This is a genomic window from Shewanella litoralis, assembly GCF_009828585.1.
GTDB lineage: Bacteria > Pseudomonadota > Gammaproteobacteria > Enterobacterales > Shewanellaceae > Shewanella > Shewanella litoralis.
The window spans coordinates 1-19,139 of record NZ_WSRZ01000026.1; the positions used below are offsets into that span (position 1 = coordinate 1).

At 43.4% G+C, this 19,139-nt stretch carries 18 protein-coding genes and 1 tRNA gene; 12 read left to right on the forward strand and 7 right to left on the reverse strand.

Annotation, left to right across the window (positions count from 1 at the left end):
- Positions 1-263: 263 nt before the first annotated feature.
- A complete protein-coding gene (locus GQA99_RS17165) occupies positions 264-1,205 on the reverse strand; it encodes an RHS repeat domain-containing protein (protein ID WP_160055973.1) in 942 nt (313 codons plus the stop codon).
- Positions 1,206-1,339: 134 nt separating this feature from the next.
- On the opposite strand from GQA99_RS17165, the gene GQA99_RS17170 reads away from it, so the two are divergent.
- From GQA99_RS17170 to GQA99_RS20960, 3 genes are all read left to right on the forward strand, one after another.
- The gene (locus tag GQA99_RS17170; RefSeq protein ID WP_160055975.1) at positions 1,340-2,065 is read left to right on the forward strand and encodes a zeta toxin family protein; all 726 of its coding nucleotides are present in this window, start codon (positions 1,340-1,342) and stop codon (positions 2,063-2,065) included.
- Between the two features lie 21 nt (positions 2,066-2,086).
- Entirely contained in the window at positions 2,087-2,251 is a 165-nt protein-coding gene (locus GQA99_RS20610; RefSeq protein WP_164839172.1) for a hypothetical protein, read from the forward strand.
- A gap of 279 nt (positions 2,252-2,530) precedes the next feature.
- Positions 2,531-2,818, forward strand: a complete 288-nt coding sequence (locus GQA99_RS20960) for a transposase domain-containing protein (RefSeq protein ID WP_206194587.1) — start codon at positions 2,531-2,533, stop codon at positions 2,816-2,818.
- A gap of 112 nt (positions 2,819-2,930) precedes the next feature.
- Here GQA99_RS20960 and GQA99_RS17180 read toward each other — a convergent pair.
- Together GQA99_RS17180 and GQA99_RS17185 are read right to left on the reverse strand one after the other, a co-directional pair.
- Positions 2,931-3,020, reverse strand: a tRNA-Ser gene (locus tag GQA99_RS17180).
- Positions 3,021-3,264: 244 nt separating this feature from the next.
- The gene (locus tag GQA99_RS17185; RefSeq protein WP_160055977.1) at positions 3,265-5,421 is read right to left on the reverse strand and encodes a M3 family metallopeptidase; all 2,157 of its coding nucleotides are present in this window, start codon (positions 5,419-5,421) and stop codon (positions 3,265-3,267) included.
- A gap of 286 nt (positions 5,422-5,707) precedes the next feature.
- On the opposite strand from GQA99_RS17185, the gene GQA99_RS17190 reads away from it, so the two are divergent.
- Entirely contained in the window at positions 5,708-5,968 is a 261-nt protein-coding gene (locus tag GQA99_RS17190) for a DUF5062 family protein (protein ID WP_160055979.1), read from the forward strand.
- Between the two features lie 90 nt (positions 5,969-6,058).
- On the opposite strand, the gene GQA99_RS17195 is transcribed toward GQA99_RS17190, so the two are convergent.
- The gene (locus GQA99_RS17195; protein ID WP_160055981.1) at positions 6,059-6,748 is read right to left on the reverse strand and encodes a DUF3157 family protein; all 690 of its coding nucleotides are present in this window, start codon (positions 6,746-6,748) and stop codon (positions 6,059-6,061) included.
- Between the two features lie 308 nt (positions 6,749-7,056).
- On the opposite strand from GQA99_RS17195, the gene hcp reads away from it, so the two are divergent.
- Both hcp and GQA99_RS17205 read left to right on the forward strand, forming a co-directional pair.
- On the forward strand, positions 7,057-8,715 hold the full coding sequence (gene hcp / locus GQA99_RS17200; protein WP_160055983.1) for a hydroxylamine reductase: 1,659 nt from the start codon (positions 7,057-7,059) through the stop codon (positions 8,713-8,715).
- A gap of 113 nt (positions 8,716-8,828) precedes the next feature.
- The gene (locus GQA99_RS17205) at positions 8,829-10,040 is read left to right on the forward strand and encodes an FAD-binding oxidoreductase (RefSeq protein ID WP_160055985.1); all 1,212 of its coding nucleotides are present in this window, start codon (positions 8,829-8,831) and stop codon (positions 10,038-10,040) included.
- Between the two features lie 80 nt (positions 10,041-10,120).
- Here GQA99_RS17205 and GQA99_RS17210 read toward each other — a convergent pair whose 3' ends face one another.
- A complete protein-coding gene (locus tag GQA99_RS17210) occupies positions 10,121-10,657 on the reverse strand; it encodes a GNAT family N-acetyltransferase (protein ID WP_160055987.1) in 537 nt (178 codons plus the stop codon).
- 115 nt (positions 10,658-10,772) lie between these two features.
- Between GQA99_RS17210 and GQA99_RS17215 the strand changes: the two genes are divergently transcribed.
- Together GQA99_RS17215 and GQA99_RS17220 are read left to right on the forward strand one after the other, a co-directional pair.
- Positions 10,773-12,116 (forward strand): M20 metallopeptidase family protein, encoded by a 1,344-nt coding sequence (locus tag GQA99_RS17215; protein ID WP_160055989.1) that lies wholly within the window; start codon positions 10,773-10,775, stop codon positions 12,114-12,116.
- Between the two features lie 270 nt (positions 12,117-12,386).
- Positions 12,387-12,896, forward strand: coding sequence for a peptidylprolyl isomerase (locus GQA99_RS17220; RefSeq protein WP_160055991.1), 510 nt, complete (start codon positions 12,387-12,389; stop codon positions 12,894-12,896).
- Between the two features lie 178 nt (positions 12,897-13,074).
- Here the strand turns inward: GQA99_RS17220 and GQA99_RS17225 are convergent, their stop codons facing one another.
- On the reverse strand, positions 13,075-14,283 hold the full coding sequence (locus GQA99_RS17225) for a porin (protein ID WP_160055993.1): 1,209 nt from the start codon (positions 14,281-14,283) through the stop codon (positions 13,075-13,077).
- A gap of 365 nt (positions 14,284-14,648) precedes the next feature.
- Here GQA99_RS17225 and GQA99_RS17230 point away from each other — a divergent pair, with 365 nt between their 5' ends.
- Positions 14,649-16,100: an MBL fold metallo-hydrolase RNA specificity domain-containing protein gene (locus GQA99_RS17230; RefSeq protein WP_160055995.1), complete on the forward strand. Its 1,452-nt coding sequence runs from the start codon at positions 14,649-14,651 to the stop codon at positions 16,098-16,100.
- A 47-nt stretch (positions 16,101-16,147) separates the two neighbouring features.
- Here the strand turns inward: GQA99_RS17230 and GQA99_RS17235 are convergent, their stop codons facing one another.
- Positions 16,148-16,483: a winged helix-turn-helix transcriptional regulator gene (locus GQA99_RS17235; protein ID WP_160055997.1), complete on the reverse strand. Its 336-nt coding sequence runs from the start codon at positions 16,481-16,483 to the stop codon at positions 16,148-16,150.
- Positions 16,484-16,588: 105 nt separating this feature from the next.
- On the opposite strand from GQA99_RS17235, the gene GQA99_RS17240 reads away from it, so the two are divergent.
- The 3 genes from GQA99_RS17240 to GQA99_RS17250 all read left to right on the forward strand — a co-directional run bounded on the left by GQA99_RS17240 (position 16,589) and on the right by GQA99_RS17250 (position 19,095).
- Positions 16,589-17,356 (forward strand): SDR family NAD(P)-dependent oxidoreductase, encoded by a 768-nt coding sequence (locus GQA99_RS17240; RefSeq protein WP_160055999.1) that lies wholly within the window; start codon positions 16,589-16,591, stop codon positions 17,354-17,356.
- Positions 17,357-17,523: 167 nt separating this feature from the next.
- Positions 17,524-18,048: a DUF3087 domain-containing protein gene (locus GQA99_RS17245; RefSeq protein ID WP_160056001.1), complete on the forward strand. Its 525-nt coding sequence runs from the start codon at positions 17,524-17,526 to the stop codon at positions 18,046-18,048.
- Positions 18,049-18,081: 33 nt separating this feature from the next.
- Positions 18,082-19,095: an LLM class flavin-dependent oxidoreductase gene (locus GQA99_RS17250; protein ID WP_160056060.1), complete on the forward strand. Its 1,014-nt coding sequence runs from the start codon at positions 18,082-18,084 to the stop codon at positions 19,093-19,095.
- The last annotated feature ends 44 nt before the right edge of the window (positions 19,096-19,139 follow it).

The window sequence follows — 19,139 nt, forward strand, 5'->3', positions numbered from 1 at the left end:
GAATAGGCCAAGGATAGGAAAAACCTAATCCGCATGGGTGTTTCAATTGACCGGCGCAGTGGTACGGATTTCATTAGGGGCGCAGCTTGGCTGTTAAGCCCGTATATATGGCAGTACAACCGCTTTTAGCGGTAAATGAGCGCATCAAAAGCAACGATAACAGTGAGAATGTTGTACAGAAAACTAAGGCCAAAAAGCCTTCGGTGAGCAGAGTATTGTCTTGACTCACCGGGAGCGTCCATATATGGCCATGTTATTTGACGTTATTGCTTGGCTAATGACTCATTGCTTTGTCCATTACTCAAGTCCCACTGTGCCATAATGTTATCAACAGGCGTTTTGGCACAACTATTACCATAATTACTGTCACAAATGGCGACACGCCAAGCAGATGCATTACCACTTCGAACAGCACTATACCCAGTCGGATCAACCCCACTCATCGGGTTATTCAAAATATACGAATACGGGTTAGCGCTTTGACTATTCTCTGGGAACTGCAAAAACGGGTCAACACTTAAAAAACGGCCGATGTTGAAATCGTATATCCGCCCGTTCATGTGAATAAGCTCTTGGTCAATCAAATGCTCATGGTCTGTGTAGCCTTTTGTGACGCCTTGCCAGCTAGTTAATAGCGCATTACCTGATGCTATGTCTCTTGGACGACCAAATACATCATAACCACGGTGCTGTAGTACGGCACCGGTTTTAGCATCCATCAAGGTATCGACACTGCCTAAGTGGTCGCGCAGTACATGCTGAAACGGTGATTGATTCCCCAAGCTGCCCACATGGGCTTTCATCTTAATGGTGTGGTCACCAATGTAGGTTTTATCTACCGTACTGCTTAGGGTCACTTCACGCTCAAAACTGCCCACATAATACGTGGTCGATACCACACTACCGCTTTGCTGTTTAACCTGTTTATAGCGGTTACCATTGGCATCGTAACTGAATGTGCTTTTTACATTATTGCGGTCAACCGTTAACGGCTTGTTTTGGTCGTTATAGGTTAACGTTACGCCATCACCTGTGAGCCTGTTACCGTTATTGTCATAGGTGAAGGTTTTTGTACCACCACGAATAAACTGCCTAATGGCGTTAGGGCCTGCATTACCGCCAGCACCTTTGCCTACACTACCGTAGAGATACTGACTGCCGTAATCGCCTTTAACAAGGATACTGCATGGCTTTGAGACGGCCAAATTGTTGCAGGCTGCTCCTCAATAAGGCGGTGGCATTGTCGATTCACATGCGTATAAAAAACTCAGATATTTTTATACCCAATTTATATTGACTGGTATCATGCTGTTTTATTCTAGAAACGTTACCACAGGCTATGACAGAGCAAGAGACTGAAATTGAAACTCAAGCAATTATATTTGCAAAAGCAAATCGAACTCGTATAGCTCGTGAACTGACCGATTTAGGCAAATATCCCGCAGATCAACAGCCCGTCTCTATCTTTATGTGTGGTTCTCCTGGCGCAGGTAAAACAGAGGCGTCAAAAGCGTTTATTGAAGTGTTTGATGAAACAGGAATTATAAGACTTGACCCTGATGAACTAAGAGTTTACTTCCAAGAATACACAGGTAAAAACTCGTATTTGTTTCAAAAAGCAGTCAGCTTTATAGTTGAACGCACTTTAGACAGAATTTTCAATAATGACCAAAGCTTTATTTTAGATGGAACGTTGTCAAACTTTGATGTTGCCTGCAAAAATATTGATCGCTCCTTAATGCGAAATCGAGCAGTACTCATTATTTTTGTGTATCAAGAGCCTGAGTTAGCTTGGGAATTTGTACAAGCAAGAGAAAAGCTTGAAGGCCGTGGTATTTTACCCTCTATATTTATTGATCAATTCTTAAATTCACAAAAAGTCGTTAGGCAAGTAAAAACCAAATACGGTGCTTCGATTAAGATAGATTTACTTATAAAAAACAACGATGGTAGCACTCGTATTTACCATGACAATATTACAGCGGTAGAGCATCATATTAAGAATGAATACACTCGCACAGAATTAATAAGGCTGTTAAACTTACCTCCTGAGCCTATTTTTTAGACTGTTTTATGTGAGAAACCTATGTCGACAAATGTATCTAAAAATAAAGTTACCACATCTAAGCTTTCAGCCTTTGTTATGAACGCAAGTTCTGCAGAGAAAGAGCGTGTGTATGCGGAAGTTATCAAGAAGGCAACTGAATCACAGAATAAGGTTATTAGTGAAGCCAAATCAATAGCCATGTAACATTTAAGGCTGGATTTGTGATAACCCCAAATAGATCCATTATTAAAATAATGAACTACTCAATTCAAAATTGGCACATCTTAAATCGTTTACAATAAAAAGTACCAGTAGATCTCGCCTATAATGCGCCTGTTTTTAACAGGCGCATTATAGGTTTAGGGTTCAAAGGGGTTCCCCTTTTCCCGAGCAACTATCCGACCTTTTTGGAACAAAAAGTGGGATAGTTGCGTACTAATACCGATCGTTTAAGCGACTGCTGAATTTCATTTTCCTGAGTCAATCGACTCATTCCGCAAAAATATCCCTATCGAATGGGTATCGGAAGCCGTTAATCAAACAGGTCGTGCCGCCGTCAGAAAGAGGAGATTCCCTGCTGAACAAGCCGTTTGGTTGGTACTTGGGATTGGTTTGATGCGTAACCGTTCTATTAGCGATGTTTGCGATAAATTGGAATTGGCTTTCCCTGATTCAAAAGGCGATTTGCCCCCCTTAGCCACGAGCAGTATTGTTAAAGCTAGACAGCGCAGCCTTAGGTTTGTCGATTTGGCATTTTGCATTTGGTCTTGAATCTTGAAGAGGGATAGCTTGCTTGTAATAAAGAGGAACCCAGGGTTTAAATCTCTATCTTTCGCCCAAATAAAAAGGCCCGCTATAAATAGCGGGCCTTTTTATTTAAATGTGGCGGAGGGATAGGGATTTGAACCCTAGAACGGGGTAAACCGTTGCCGGTTTTCAAGACCGGTGCATTCGACCACTCTGCCATCCCTCCGAACGCGGTGAATAATAAGGGTATTCACGAAAATGTAAAGCCTTGAAGTGTGCGATGGCGCAACAAATGTGCAATATCGCTCAAAAAAGGCTGCGTTTGGGTGATTTTTGCTCTTTTTATTCTTTCAATGCGTTTTAGCGTGTTGTCTTTATCGCCGTTTTGCTTTGCTGCGTTCTGTTGTGTTTGTTAGCAATCTCTACTGCTAAATATGTTCAGCAGTAGAGGTTGCGACAACAAATCGTGCTTAGTGCACTAAACCACGGCGCTTTAATAGCGCGTCTGTTGAAGGTTTTTTACCGGCAAAGTCGATGTAGCTTTGCATTAGATCCTGGCTGTTACCTTTTGACAATACGGTGTCGCGGTATTTTTGGCCGTTCTCTTGGGTTAATCCACCTTGCGCCATCATGTGGGCAAATGCGTCTGCGGCAAACACTTCGGTCCACAGGTAGGCGTAGTAACCAGCAGAGTAACCGCCGCCGAAGCTGTGGCTAAAGTAGGTGGTTTTATAACGCGGTGCGATTGGGCTGTAGTCTAAACCGTGTTTAGCCAGTGCTTGTTTTTCAAAGGTAGCAACATCGGTAATTTCAGTGCCAGCAGGAATTGAGTGCCATTCCATATCAAGCAGTGCAGCTGCTAGGTATTCAACAGTGCCAAACCCCTGGTTAAAGGTGTGCGCTTTTAATACTTTAGCCAGTAACTCGGCAGGAATAGGCTCGCCTGTTTGGTAGTGCTTAGCGTAGTTTGCTAGCACGGCAGGGTCGATGCTCCAGTCTTCGTTTGCTTGTGATGGAAACTCAACAAAGTCACGAGCGGTTAAGGTACCTGCAAGGCTTGGGTAGTTAACTTGTGAATATAAGCCGTGAATCGCGTGGCCAAACTCGTGGAATAACGTGCTCACTTCGTCAAAGGTTAACAGTGTTGGTTGACCTTCAGCAGGTTTTGGCACGTTAAGCGCGTTATACACGACTGGTTTAGTATTTTTTAAGAATGACTGGCTAACAAATTCATCCATCCATGCACCGCCACGTTTACCCTGACGCGCGTACATATCAAGATAGAACAAGCCTAGTGAGCTGCCGTCTTTGTTAAAGATTTCATAAGCGGTAACGTCTTTGTGCCATACAGGTAAGTCGTTACGTGACTTAAAGGTAATGCCGTACAGTTTTTCCATCGCGAAGAATAGGCCGTCATTTAGTACGGTATTCATTTCAAAGTATGGCTTAACTTGACTGTCGTCCAGGTCATATTTTGCTGCGCGAACTTTTTCGGCGTAGTAAGCCCAGTCCCATGCTTCAAGCGTAAAGTCTTTACCGTCTTTAACGATTTCGGCTTGAATATCAGCGGCTTCAATTTTGGCTTTAACTAAAGCTTTAGGTGCTAAGTCATCTAAAATGCCATAAACCGCTTCTGGGTTTTGCGCCATTTGATCGCCTGTAGAATAAGCGGCCCAGGTTGGGTAACCTAATAGTTTGGCTTTTTGTGCACGCAGCCCCGCGATTTTGATATTAAGCGGGCTATTGGTGTCCATTGCGCGATAAGCTGAAGTTTCCCAAAGCTGTTTACGTAAGTCGCGGTTTTTAAGGCTAGACAGTAACGGTTGGGTGGTAGTGTTAACCAGGGTAATCATGTAACCGCTTTTGCCTGCTGCTTTTGCTGCTGCAGCTAATGATGCGATGTCATTGTCTGACAAGCCGTCGAGCATGGCTTTGTCTTCAACCACTAGCACGTCATCTTTAAATGACTTTAAAACGTTTTGTGAGAAGCTGGTTTCAAGCTTAGCCAGCTCACCGTTTAGCTCACGCATTTGAGCTTTGTCTTCTGCTGATAATTCTGCACCTGCGCGCACAAAGCGTTCGTAATAGACTTCAACTAAACGTAAGTCTTCGCCTGTTAATGTGGCTTTGTTTTTGTAAATGGCTTGAATGCGTGCAAACAGTTTTTCATCGAGGTAGATGTTGTCCATGTGCGCGGTTAACTGAGGCACAACTTGCTCTTCAACACTGATGAAGTTGTCGTCTGAAATTAAGCCTGTAAGGTTAAAAAACACGCGCTGGGTGCGGTCTAATATCGCGCCGGTTTTTTCAAATGCCACCACGGTGTTCTCAAACGTTGGTGCGTCAGCGTTGTTGGTAATGGCTGCGATTTCAGCTTTGTGCTCTTTCATGCCTTGTTCAAAGGCGGGTAAAAAGTCACCGGCTTTAAATTTGTCAAACTGCGGCGCCATGTATTGCAATGGGCTTGCGACTAACAGCGCGTTTTCGGCGGTGGCAGGTGCTTTGGTCGTTATTGTAGGTGCTTCTGCTGAGGTTTTGCTTGTCATGGCGGTGTCTGCTGTTGGTTCTGAACACGCACTAAGCATCAATGCCGCACTTACGGCAGTGGTAATAAGAGTTTTACGCATTAATATATCCTTGGGCACGGCCCGATTGTAGTGCTTTTATGCCTATTTCAAATGTGGTTGTTACCGCAAAATAGTGACCATAAAAACGAAAGTAAATACCTGGGTACAATACCAAGCCTGCGGCTGTAGGCATAGGGTAATGCGATTAACGAAGATTAATTTTTGTAACCAAAGTTACCAAGGGTGATGTTTGTTGGGTTTTAGTGCTGTTTATGGTGAATTCTAGTGGCTATTTGTGATTTTTCACGTAGTTTAAAAGATAGTAAAAGCATGATGAGGGCACTAAATGAAAGCAGGTAAGCATGATACACAACTGCTCAAGCTCGCAATGGAGATTGGGGTGGGTTACGCACAAAAGCGTGGCTTTGACGATTTTGGTAAGGGGATTTCGCCAAAAGATAAAGTGGAATGTATTTATCGGTTGTTGGTGCAAGATAAGCTAATACAACCATTAGCCGAAGATAAAGATGACGGCCCTAACCGTAAACATAAATTGATATTGTGGATTAGTAAACAGTTACCAAAAGATCATGAATTATTGAATTAACATTGATGATGTTTAAAAAAGCCCAGGTGAAATACTGTTTCATCTGGGCTTTTTTAGTTTATTAACGCTTGGTTTGATTAATTAACCTACTTAGCGCGATTCAATCTCAACAATTTTTAAGCTGATGAGCTGTTGTTGCCATTGCTGTTGGTTAATTCCTTCTACCCACAACACTGGCGATTGGCGGTGCTGGCCTTTACGCAAATACGTTTCTGGCATACGGAAAATGGCTTCCCAGGCTTCTAGGGTTTCGGTTTTGATTAAGCCGCCCTGGTCATTAAAGAAACTGGCTTCAACATTGACCACCGTGACATGCTCGTCACTGGTGCTGTCAAAATCAAATACTAAACCTAATTCGTTATCTTTCCACTGGGTGTCAGCGAGGGTGATTTTAATGCCGTCTTTAGCCGTACTGCCTAATAATTCTGGTTGTGCTAACGCCGCTGCAGTTAAGCGTGTGGTTGCTACTTGAGTATTGACTGTAGGCGCAGTAGGCATGGCAACCGTTTGTGCAGCAGCAGGTGTTGTTACTGCAGCTACCGACTCTGCAGGTGCAATGGCAGGCGGTGTTACTCCGTTTGCTTGCTCTGTGATGTCTGCTTTAGCAGCTTGCACTGGTTGAGCCACGGTTTCGGTAATAATGTATTCCCAGGTGAAGTCGTCTTTTAAGCGAACATTAGCGCCATTTTCTAAGGTGATCACCGCAACATCTGCAGCCATTGCCGCAGGGGCAAGCAATAAAAAGAGGGCTGATGCAATCGCATTAAGTTTGGTTTTCATCTATTCATCCTGATTTGAAAGTCGTTAATGAGGTAATTCTACGTTTTTTTAAGGGGTAACAGGAAAATATTTTAAGCGTGTATTCGATGTTGAACGGCTCTGTTTATAGCTATTAGCGGCCAGTAATACGAGGTTATCGCTGTAAAAAAAGCGATTCAATAGCAGGTTTTATTAGCAAATGCTTAAGGTGATTTAGCTCATAAAACGCAACATTGGCCCTAAAAACGGGTTTAGATTTACAGAGTAAAGAGTAAACTCATTCTTAACATGTAAAATTTATACATGAATAATATTTGAGGAGTAGAGTTATGTTTTGTGTGCAATGTGAGCAAACCATTAGAACACCAGAAGGCAATGGCTGTAGTTACTCGCAAGGTATGTGCGGCAAGTTAGCATCAACGTCTGATATTCAAGATTTATTAATCTATATGCTGCAAGGCTTGTCTGCTTATGCTGTTAAAGCGCGTGAGTTTGGCATTGTAGACAACGACATTGACACTTTTGTGCCTAAAGCCTTTTTTGCCACGTTAACTAACGTAAACTTCGACGATGAACGCTTAATTGATTATGCCTACCAGGCACAGACGTATCGCGACCAATTAAAAGCGGCTTACATTGCTGCTTGTAAAAGCAAAGGTGTAGAGCCAGAAATGGTGAGCGGCCAAGGTGAGTTATTACTTGCTACCTCAAAACCTGAAATTTTAGCTCAAGCACCCATTGCACTGCTTAATCGTGGTGACGTAAATGAAGACATTTTAGGCTTACGTTTATTATGCCTATATGGCTTAAAAGGCGCCGCGGCTTACATGGAGCATGCACGCGTATTAGACCAAACTGATGTTGATGTGGCTGCTGAATTCCATAAAATTATGTCGTTTTTAGGCGAAGACTCTGTTGATGCCGACAAGTTATTTGCTACTGCAATGCAAATTGGCCTATTAAACTACCGCATTATGGCGATGTTAGATTTAGGCGAAACCACTTCTTTTGGCCATCCTGAGCCAACCCAAGTGAATACCAAATCTGTTAAAGGTAAAGCGATTTTAGTGTCTGGTCACGACATGAAAGACTTAGAGCTTATTCTTGAGCAAACCGCAGGCAAGGGCATTAATGTCTTTACTCACGGCGAAATGTTACCAGCACTTGCTTACCCTGCATTTAAAAAATACTCGCATTTAGTCGGTAACTACGGCGGCGCTTGGCAAAATCAGCAAAAAGAATTTGCCACTTTCCCTGGTGCAGTAGTGATGACCTCAAACTGTATTATCGACCCTACAGTCGGTGAATATTCTGACCGTATTTATACCCGTAGTATCGTAGGTTGGCCTGGTGTGACTCACGTTGAAGGTGATGATTTCAGCGAAGTGATTAACAAAGCCCTTGAACTTGAAGGTTTTGCTTATGATGAAATTCCACACATGATCACTATCGGTTTTGCCCGTAATGCCTTAATGGCAGCTGCACCAACCGTAGTTGAAAATGTTAAGAATGGTTCTATTAAACACTTCTTCTTAATTGGTGGTTGTGATGGCGACAAGTTAGAGCGTAATTACTTTACCGATTTAGCGAAATCAGTGCCTGACGATTCAATTATTTTGACCTTAGGTTGCGGTAAATACAAATTCAATAAATTAGACTTTGGTGACATCAATGGCGTACCACGTTTATTAGATGTGGGCCAATGTAACGATGCCTATTCTGCTATTCAATTAGCGTTAGCGTTAAAAGATATTTTTGAATGTGACCTTAACGATTTACCGTTGAGCCTGGTGTTGTCGTGGTTTGAGCAAAAAGCCATTGTAGTGTTGTTAACTCTGTTATCGCTTGGTGTGAAAAACATCCGTACAGGACCTACTGCGCCAGCGTTTTTATCTGAAAATCTAATGACTATTTTAGAGCAACAGTTTGGTTTACGTGGCACTACTGATGTTGCGTCAGACTTAAAAGCGATGATGAAAGTGGCGTAATTAGCCCTAAAAATCGTGCATTTATGTTACCCGTATTTGCACGATAACGATTACAGGCGATATGAGAAGTTCATATCGCGCTCGGTATTTTTTACTGCGTTAAAGGTGTAAAAATGAGTAGTGCTCCCTCAATTGGTTTTTCATTTTCACAAGCGCTTTCTGCCCAAGCGGCAAAAAAGGTGACTCCTGTTATCGAGCCCCCTGTTTTCAAAACCACGCCTACGGTGCAACCACCTGCGTTGTCAGGCTCGAAAGCACTTTTGGCTGCTGAAAACTGGCAACGAGGTGAGGTGCAACTGCGCTGTATTGAAAAGTGGAATGAAACCCATGATGTGGTGAGCTTTCGATTTCAAGGGCTGACACCGGTTAAGTTTAATTTTAAACCGGGACAGTTTATTACCTTTAAACTCGACATTAATGGCGACAAAGTTTATCGCAGTTACACTATTTCATCGTCACCTTCACGGCCATTTTCGTTAGTGGTTACCGTTAAAAAAATCGCGGGTGGTTTGGTGTCTAATTACTTAACAGAGTCGCTCAATGTTGGCGATGATGTGACGGTAACGGGCCCTGATGGCATATTTAACTTGATCGACATTGAAGCCGATAAGTACTTATTGTTAAGTGCTGGTTGCGGTGTTACGCCAATGCATTCTATGTCGCGCTGGCTGTGCGATACCACCACCGACAGCGATATTGCCTTTGTACACAGTGCAAAAACGGTTCATGACATTATGTTTGCCGATTCGATGGCGTCAATGGCATCACGCAGCCCGAGTTTTAATCTTAATTATGTACTAGAGTCCGACAGTAATAAGCAAAAGTTAACCGCTAAACATACCTCTACAGGTTGCGAAGGTGGTCGCTTAAGCTTAGAAACCTTAGTCAAGTTAGTACCCGATTATCAACAACGTACTGTATTTGTATGCGGACCTGAGCCCTACATGGCTGCGGTAAAATTAATGCTTGAAACTGCCGAATTTGATATGAGTCAGTTTAATCAAGAAAGCTTTGGCGCAAGTAGCGCTCTAGGCTTAAAAGCGGCGCTAGACAGTAACCCATCAACAGAACGGTTTATGTTGAGTATAGGTGACAAGCAGGTTGAATTAAGCGGCGACCAAAGCTTACTTGACGGCATAGAGTCGGCAAAATTACCAATGATTGCGGCGTGCCGAACGGGCGTATGTGGTGCATGTAAATGTCAGGTTGTGTCAGGCACTACAGTGTCGTCTAGCAAGATGGCATTAACTGCTGAAGAAATTGCGGCAGGTTTTGTATTGGCGTGCTCGACTAAAATGACCTCGAATGTGCAGCTCAAAATGTAACGACTTGTTCGCCATCGTTAACGTTAAATGAATACTAAAAATCCCTTAATAGTGGCTCTGTTAAGGGATTTTTATTTGGGTTAGCTGTTATCCGCAGAACCACCAGTTTTGAGTGAAATAGCATACCGATTAAAGGTAAATTCGCCTTCTTGATACTGCGAGTGATAAACCATTCCAAGCTTAGTGGCGACATTAATTGAGCCTGTATTAGCGTCCGCCGCATCGGCATACACTATGTCTAAATCCATATGTTTTTTAGCATAATCAATACAAGCCTGGTTGGCTTCAGTAGCTAAACCCTGGCCCCAATAATCTGGATGCAAGCGATAGCCAATATCCACCGCATTAATGCGGGTTTCATTTTTAAAACCGCAAAAACCAATCACAGTATTGGTGTCTTTAGCAACGACTGCCCAGCGGCCAAAACCGTATTGCTGATATTCAACCAACCAAATATTGCGGATGATATTTTCGGCATCCGTTATCGTAGTGCACACACCCGCATCACCGGTATATCGATTCACCTCTTCAGGGGTATTAAAGTGCAATACCGCGGGGGCATCTTCAAGGGTGAACTCTCGGATAATCAACCTGGGTGTTTCGGTAATCACTTTCATTGGTTTCCCTTATTTTTATTATGCATTGGCAATGATGTCGCTAATACGCCTTACCACCTAGCGTGAGCTTGTGCTAGGTTAACATACTCAATTCCCGACATTTAAGAATAATAATATGACCCGCCTACGTCTTGCTTACCCCATATTGGCGCTTGCACTTACTGCTTCGTCACTGTCACTGAGTGCAGTTGCGAATACCAAGCTAGATCAATCAGTGACTCAAGCCTTACCTAAGCTGGAAAAGCTGTACTTACATTTGCACCAGCATCCTGAACTGTCGTACCAAGAAAAAGCCACCAGCGAGCGTATGGCCGCTGAGCTGAAGCAACTTGGCTTTGAGGTGACGTCTAATTTTGGCGGTTACGGTGTAGTCGGCATATTGCAAAATGGCGAAGGGCCGGTAGTGATGATCCGCGCTGACATTGACGGCTTACCGATTATTGAACAAACCGGAAAAGACTACGCCTCAACCGTCACCACAGTTGATGCAAACAATAATACCGTGGGCATTATGCATGGCTGTGGCCACGATATTCACATGACTAGCCTTATTGGTACGGCTGAGCAATTGGTTAAACATAAAGCCGATTGGCAGGGCACTTTAATGATGGTGGCTCAACCGGCTGAAGAGGTCGGCGGCGGCGCTAAAGCCATGCTTAAACAAGGCTTGTTTAGCCAGTTCCCCACGCCAGACAGCATCATTGGTTTACATGTAAGTGCATCAATTCCTGCGGGCAAGGTTGGCACCGTAAGCGGTTATGCATTGGCGAATGTCGACTCGGTTGATATTAGCATTAAAGGCAAGGGCGGCCATGGCGCTTATCCGCATGCCACGATTGACCCTGTTGTGCTTGCTGCGCGCACGGTACTGGCATTGCAAACCATAGTGAGTCGTGAAGTGTCGCCACTAGAGCCTAATGTGGTCACGGTGGGTTCGATTCATGGTGGCTCAAAGCACAATATTATCTCAGATGAAGTAAAGCTACAGCTCACTTTGCGCTCATATAACCCTAAAGTACGTGAGCAGCAAATTGCGGCGATTAAGCGTATCACCGCGGGTATTGCGATGAGTGCAGGTTTGCCTGAAGAGTTAGCGCCTGTGGTGTATGTACATGACGATGAAACTATTCCATCAACGTACAATGATCCAACATTAGCCGCTAAGGTTAAAGCCAGTATTGAAGCTGAGCTTGGTAGTGACAATGTGCTTATTGCACCACCTGTGATGGCAGGTGAAGACTTTGGTTTGTATGGTCTCACCCCTGAAAAACGCCCCATTACACTGTTTTGGCTTGGCGGCGTTGATCCTAAGCAATATCAGGCCAGTGTCGACTCGGGCAATGCGCTACCATCTTTGCATTCAAGTCAATTTGCACCCGATTACAAATTAACTATTCGCACGGGTGTTAGGGCTATGACGCGGACTGCGATGGATTTATTTAACCTGAGTTCGGAATAAGGGATGAATTTATACTATTTAAAATCAACATGTTACCCATCCTCACTTTCAAGCTTGTCATTTGTTCAGCTAACAAGGCGAATTGACGCGTCAATAGCTAGCCTATTGTAAGTCGATTCAACGCAGTTAGCAGAGCAAAGGACTGTTTGAAAGGCGTTTATTATCCCGAGCTCAGGTTATTTAATCCAACAGCGCAATAAACTCAAACGAGACAGTCACAATAGCGGCTATAATGGCCGCTATTGTTGTATTTAACCTAGTGGGCAATTTATGATTATTTTTAGCACCAATCTTGGCGATTTTACTGTAGAGCTGGAAATGGAGCGTGCGCCAGTGTCGTCGAAAAACTTTTTAAAGTATTGTCAGGATGGCTTTTATGAAGGCACGATATTTCATCGGGTAATTAAAGGCTTTATGGTGCAGGGCGGTGGCTTAACCGCCAAAATGAAAGAAAAGCCAACCCGCGACCCGATTGCCAATGAAGCCAACAAAGGCTTAAAAAATGTGATCGGTACTTTAGCCATGGCACGTACCGATGCACCGCACTCTGCTACGGGTCAGTTTTTTATTAATGTCGCCAATAATGATTTTCTCGATCACACTGCCACAACCAATTCAGGCTGGGGTTATGCGGTATTTGCCAAAGTGACTGCGGGAATGGATGTGATTCAGCAAATGGAGCGGGTAAAAACCACCATGGTAGCAGGTCACGATGATGTACCTCGTGAGCCGATTGTGGTTGAAAAGGTGACTATTGTTGATGAGACAACGGTTGCTTAAGTGGCGATTAGATTGTCTTTTAGAAATGATTATTTAAGTGATTTTTCTAGCTCAATAAAAAAGGTTCGACAGTGATGTCGAACCTTTTTTGTCTGCACTTAAGCGATAGAATCCAAGCGATAAAAACCAAAGGATAAAATCTAGGCGATATCACTTAAGATGCCATTACTCATAAACATTAAAGTGAGTAACGGATACCAATGGCTACGCCGTCGTCTTCAGACAGTTCCATTCTGGCTTGCTGATCTTTATCGGCGCTGGTGAAATCGCTGTAATCGCGACGCGCTTCTAAATACACGACAGTTTCTGGGTTAAATACATAATGTAAACCCATTACCACAAACTGACGTTTGAACACATCGTTAGGATCGGCGTTATAGTTAGGTTGAATTACATAATCATCGCCAGCATCTAGGATGTTGTAAGACACAAAGGTACGGATTTTGTTTTCAAACATGTATGAAAACAATGATTCAACACCCACAGCTTTATCAATTAAACGGCCAATATTATCTGTGTCGTGGTTTTCGTTACCGTTAATGTTTGCCGAACCATAAAAACCGAATTGGTCGAAGTTACCCCAGGTAATCCCCACACCGTAAATAATGTCTTCAGCTGTTGAGGTATTACCGTTACCAAAGGTCACATCAAATTCACCGCGATTCAGGCCTGCAGTTAACACTAATTTGTCAGTGGCCTGATAGGTTACGGCACCACCGTAGGTATAGTTGTATTCAACTTGCTGCGCTTCTACTGAACCAGACTCCCATAACGCTACACAAGCATCCTGGGTAATATCTTCATAGTCACAGGTATAAAACTCGCTGTTTTTTAACTGCACTTGTACTGCAAAGCTCACATCGCCAAAGCTGTTACGGTATTGCACGGTTTTGTCACCACGACCCACACCGTTTACAGCGCCGTCATCTTTGTTATAAGTGTAAACACCTGCAGTGTTACCGTCCCAAACAAAACCGTAGTTTGTGCCATATACCACGTCATACCAAGCACCCCATTGCTTGCCAATCGTGAGGCTACCGTAAGTGTCATGCGACAGACCGGCATAACCTAAACGGTTGTAAAAGAATTCATCTTGAATTGATTCAAAACGATTGTTGTAAACAATGTCAGTACTACCAACTGGGTTAACACCCCACTCTAATTTTGCATACGCTTTCCAGCCATCTTGTAGCTGACGTTCAAAGCCAAAATTAATGCGTGATGCACCGTTAACCACTTCAGTTTCGCCTTGAGTGTTGATGATACGTGCATCAACAAAACCACCAATTTGAACGGCATTTATATCGTCTTTAAAAATTTCGGTGGCTGAAACAGAAGGTGCAATTAGCACTGTTGAAATCAATGCGGCAACTAAAGTCTTGTTCATCTTCATCTCTTGTCTTGTTGTTTGAGTAAGCACTGTTTAGTCCATTAATACATCTGTCCTTTGAGGCGATGGAGAGTAGCAAACACATTGCATTTTCTCAAAGTGAAATATGCTCAAAAATAGCGATATTGCTCATAAAAATTAATCATCAATGACTTAGCATACACCTGTGTTAACAAGGGGTTAATGATTTTGTGTGGTTGTTAATTTTCGGTTATTTATGCATTAATTGTGACTTTTTATTTAAATCTGGATGTGTAAGGTTTTTGGGTGTTTCTTTGACCTAGATCGCTATTTTATTTTGAAAAAGGCCTAGGCTTAAACTAAAGATGTTGTTTTAAACGTAAATTGAGAGGAGTGACATTATGCAAATGACCTTGCAGTTTTTCGGGGCAACAGAAGAAGTCACAGGTTCGTGCCACTTGTTAACCGTCAGTGGTCAGCAAGTGTTACTCGATTGCGGATTAATTCAAGGCGGCAAAGCTGATGAATTACGTAATCATGATCCCTTTCCATTTCAAGCAGAGCAAATCCATGCGGTGGTGTTAAGTCATGCACATATTGATCATTCAGGACGACTTGCCTATTTGGTAAAACAAGGTTTTACCGGGCCTATTTATACCCAGCGGGCGACGGCACAATTATGCGACATTATGTTGCGCGACGCTGCAATGCTGCAAGAACGCGGAACAGAAAGACAGAATAAAAAGCGTGCTAAGCACGATTTAGAAGAGCTCGAGCCATTGTTTACCGAAGAAGATGTCGAGCAGGTATTAACCCAGTTTGTGGTTCTCGATTATGGTCAGCGAGTAAAGGTGGCAGACGAAATAGAAGTCTGTTTGTCTGATGCTGGGCATATTTTAGGCTCTGCAGTGGTTGAGTTATGGCTAGGACAACAGCCTGAACAGAAAAAACTGGTCTTTAGCGGTGACTTAGGCCGTGCAGGTATGCCTATTTTAGATGACCCCACCTTTATCGATAAAGCCGATTTAGTGCTAATGGAAAGCACTTATGGTAACCGTTTACACCGCAGTTGGCATGAAACGCTGGTGGAGCTTAAATCGATATTTAAAACGACCATTAACCAAAGTCGCGGCAATATTTTAATCCCAGCTTTTTCAGTGGGTCGTGCTCAAGAGTTACTGTATTTGTTCCATTTATATGCCAAAGAGTGGGACTTATCAGGTTGGCGTATTTGTTTAGACAGCCCAATGGCCATTAAAGCCACACAAGTTTACGTCAACAATTACCCCATACTGGACGATGACTTTAAGCGCTTTACCCGGATGTCGCCCGGCAAGCATCCATTACTATCGTGTGCTGAGTTTGTAAGCAGCACAGAAGAGTCGATAGAGCTTAACGACATTCACGAAGGGTTAATTGTGATTGCGGGTAGCGGCATGTGTAATGGTGGCCGAATTCGTAACCATTTTGTGCATAATTTATGGCGTAAAGAAGCCAACATTATTATTTGTGGTTATCAAGCCTTAGGCACCCCAGGGCGCTTATTGGTGGATGGCGCAGAAGAGCTGACCATTCATGGCCAAAGTGTCAAAGTGGCTGCGCGTATTCACACAGTTGGCGGTTTGTCTGCCCATGCAGATCAGGCTGAGCTGTTACGTTGGTATCATCATTTTGAGGATTCACCTGCCATTATATTGGTGCATGGTGAACCCGAGGCGCAAAAAGTGCTAATACAAGCGCTTAATCAAGATGAGGCGACTAAGCCAAAAAGCAGTGCAATTGCCCAGCGCGGAGATTGTTTAGATTTAACTGCATTACCCAAACTGGTCTGGCTCAATGCTGCCAGTGAATAATCACAAGTTTAAAATGAGATAGAGATAATGGATGCTTAGCCAGCGGGTTAAGCATCAATTTCATTTTGCAGCTTTTCAATGTCGTCTAAAATCCGCATAAATTTTTGGCCAAATTCTGTCACCTCATACTCTACCCGTGGCGGAATTTCGGGATAATTAATCTTATTTAAAATCCCAAACTCGAGGTTTTTCTTCAGGCATTGATTGAGCACTTTAGTGCTGAGCCCATCAACCGATTTCACCATCTCACCGGGACGATTAATATTATTGGCGAGCAGCTGATACACAGTTAACGACCATTTACAGCCGTAAATCGTTTCGACCATACGGGCTGATTTTTCGGGTGCAGTTTTGCGTGGAAATATTTTTTCTTTTGTATTCATCAATATGTACCTAAAAGTACCTATGGAACTAAATTGTACTTACTATTCAAATGGATAGTTTATCAATAAGCTTATCACACTTATTCGTAACTTAGGTGTGAACAAATGGCAACTTTAACCCCAAAAACGGCATTAATTATTGGTGGCAGCAGTGGTATTGGTTTTGAAACTGCTAAGCAATTAATCACTCAAGGTGTTGCTACCATTATCGTGGGTAACAATGCGCAAAAGCTCGACGCTGCCGTTGAGCAGTTATCAGTACTGGGCAAGGTCAGTGGTGTTCAAGCAAACTTGTATAATGCCCAAGATTTGCAACGTGTGGTTGAGATGATTGATGCTATGGATAGCGGTATTGATCATTTAGTGAATGCGGCAGGTTATTTTAATCCTAAGCCATTTCTAGATCATCAATTGAGTGATTACGACATTTACATGGAGCTTAACAAAGCGATGTTTGTGATTTCGCAAGCCGTCGCCAGAAACATGATTAAGCATGGCGGTGGCAGTATTGTTAATATTGGCTCTATGTGGGGCAAACAAGCCATTAAAGCGACCCCGTCGAGCGCTTACTCTATGGCAAAAGCCGGTTTACATGCATTGACTCAGCACATGGCGATGGAATTAGCAGAGCATAATATCCGTGTCAATGCCGTGTCGCCAGCGGTAGTGATTACCCCAATTTATGAAGCCTTTATTGAGCCTAAAGAAGTCGAAACCGCATTGGCAGGCTTTAATGCGTTCCACCCAATTGGCCGCATTGGTACGCCTGTTGATGTTGCAAACAGTGTAACGTTTTTATTGTCTCCACAAGCGGGCTGGGTGACTGGCGCAATTTGGGATGTTGATGGTGGCGTAATGGCAGGCCGCAATTAAGCTAAACCCTTAATCGGGTGGTAGGATCATTTTAAGCCCTTAAATTATTGATGATTTAAGGGCTTGTGTCTTTTTATTCTGATATAAAGCGATTTACTCTTTTGTTCTCACATTGGTGCGCGTTAAGCTATGCATAATTCTGTAGCGTGAAATGTGCGAGTAGCAAAATGAAGTTAGTTAAAATAGATAAAAACCAGTACCGGTCGGTAAACAATCAGGTGCAGATTGGCTTAGTGGTTACTCTGGCCATTTTGTCGTTGGTGTTTGGTCAGTTAATGATTTATTTCTTTGGGGTTAAGCCGTTACCTGGCGCCGAGTCTACTGGGAATTTCCATCTTAACTTTACTGGTGTCATTTTAGCCTTAATGGTTTGCAGTTTATTGATCCGCAATCTACGCGAAAAACCTAAGTTTTATGAAGTCTATTACGTGTGGCAACTCAAACAGCTACAAAACAAAATTTTCCGTAAACTCAAAGCAGTGCAACAAGCGGCCAAAGACAATAACCGTGATGCTTTGGTGATATTGAGCTTTTATTATCAAAGTTTGGCGATAGTGTACGAGTTAGACAACAACACCTTAACCATGTCTAACGTCAATAATGAGCTGGATAAACTACAGCAAGCGATTGAAGCTGCAGGGTATACGATAGACACCGACGAATTCACTCCCGAGATGCTACAAGCCTTTTAGGCTGATTTTTCATTCCTCAAATAAGGAGCCATGATGTCAATATTGGCAGATATTCCTTTTTCGTTACTTGAACTTGCGCCAATGCGTGAAGACTCGACCATCACCGATACCCTAAAAGACAGTTTAGCGTATGCCCAGCATGCTGAGCGTTTGGGGGTGAATCGGTTTTGGTTAGCAGAGCACCACAATATGCCGGGGATTATTTGCTCGGCAACATCAATTTTGATTGGTTATATTGCAGGTGGTACTGAGCGCATTAGAGTGGGTGCTGGTGGCATTATGCTGCCTAATCATGCACCGCTGGTGGTGGCAGAGCAATTTGGCACTTTAGCCAGTTTGTATCCAGGTCGGATTGATTTGGGCCTAGGCCGAGCGCCGAGGAGCGATCCGGTAACCAGCTTAGCGCTTAATCGCGATACCCAACGGGCAGAGCATTTCCCCGGTGAGGTCAGTGAGCTGCAATCATTACTCGGCCCATGTGAAGCGCGCCAAAGCGGGCAAGCTAAAGCGGTAAGGGCAATTCCGGGCGAGAATACCAATGTACCGATTTGGTTATTAGGCTCAAGTTTGTTCAGTGCGCAACTCGCGGCGCAACGTGGTTTGCCGTATGTGTTTGCGGGCCATTTTGCGCCACGCTTTTTATCAGAAGCCATTGCCTTATATCGCCGTGAATTTGTCCCGTCGGCAGTGCTCGCTAAACCTTATGTGATGGTTGGGTTACCGTTAGTGGCAGCGCCTACCGATGCCGAAGCGCAGTTCCTAAGCACCACATCAAAACAACGTATTTTAGCGCTTATTCGTGGCCAGGAAATGTGGCTAAAACCACCTGTCGACAGCATGGATGGGTTGTGGAGCGAGCAAGAAAAAAGCTATGTCGATAGTTTTTTGAGCTTATCTATTTGCGGCGGCCCTGCGACCATTAAACATCGTTTAGAAGTGTTTGTTGAGCAGCTTGGCGTAGATGAAGTGATGTTTACTAACGATTTATACCGCAACGAGCACCGTCTGCGTGCACTCGATATTTTAATGAGTATTAAAGAATCGTAATCGTAATCGTAATCGTAATTGTAATCGTATATCGTTATTAGGGC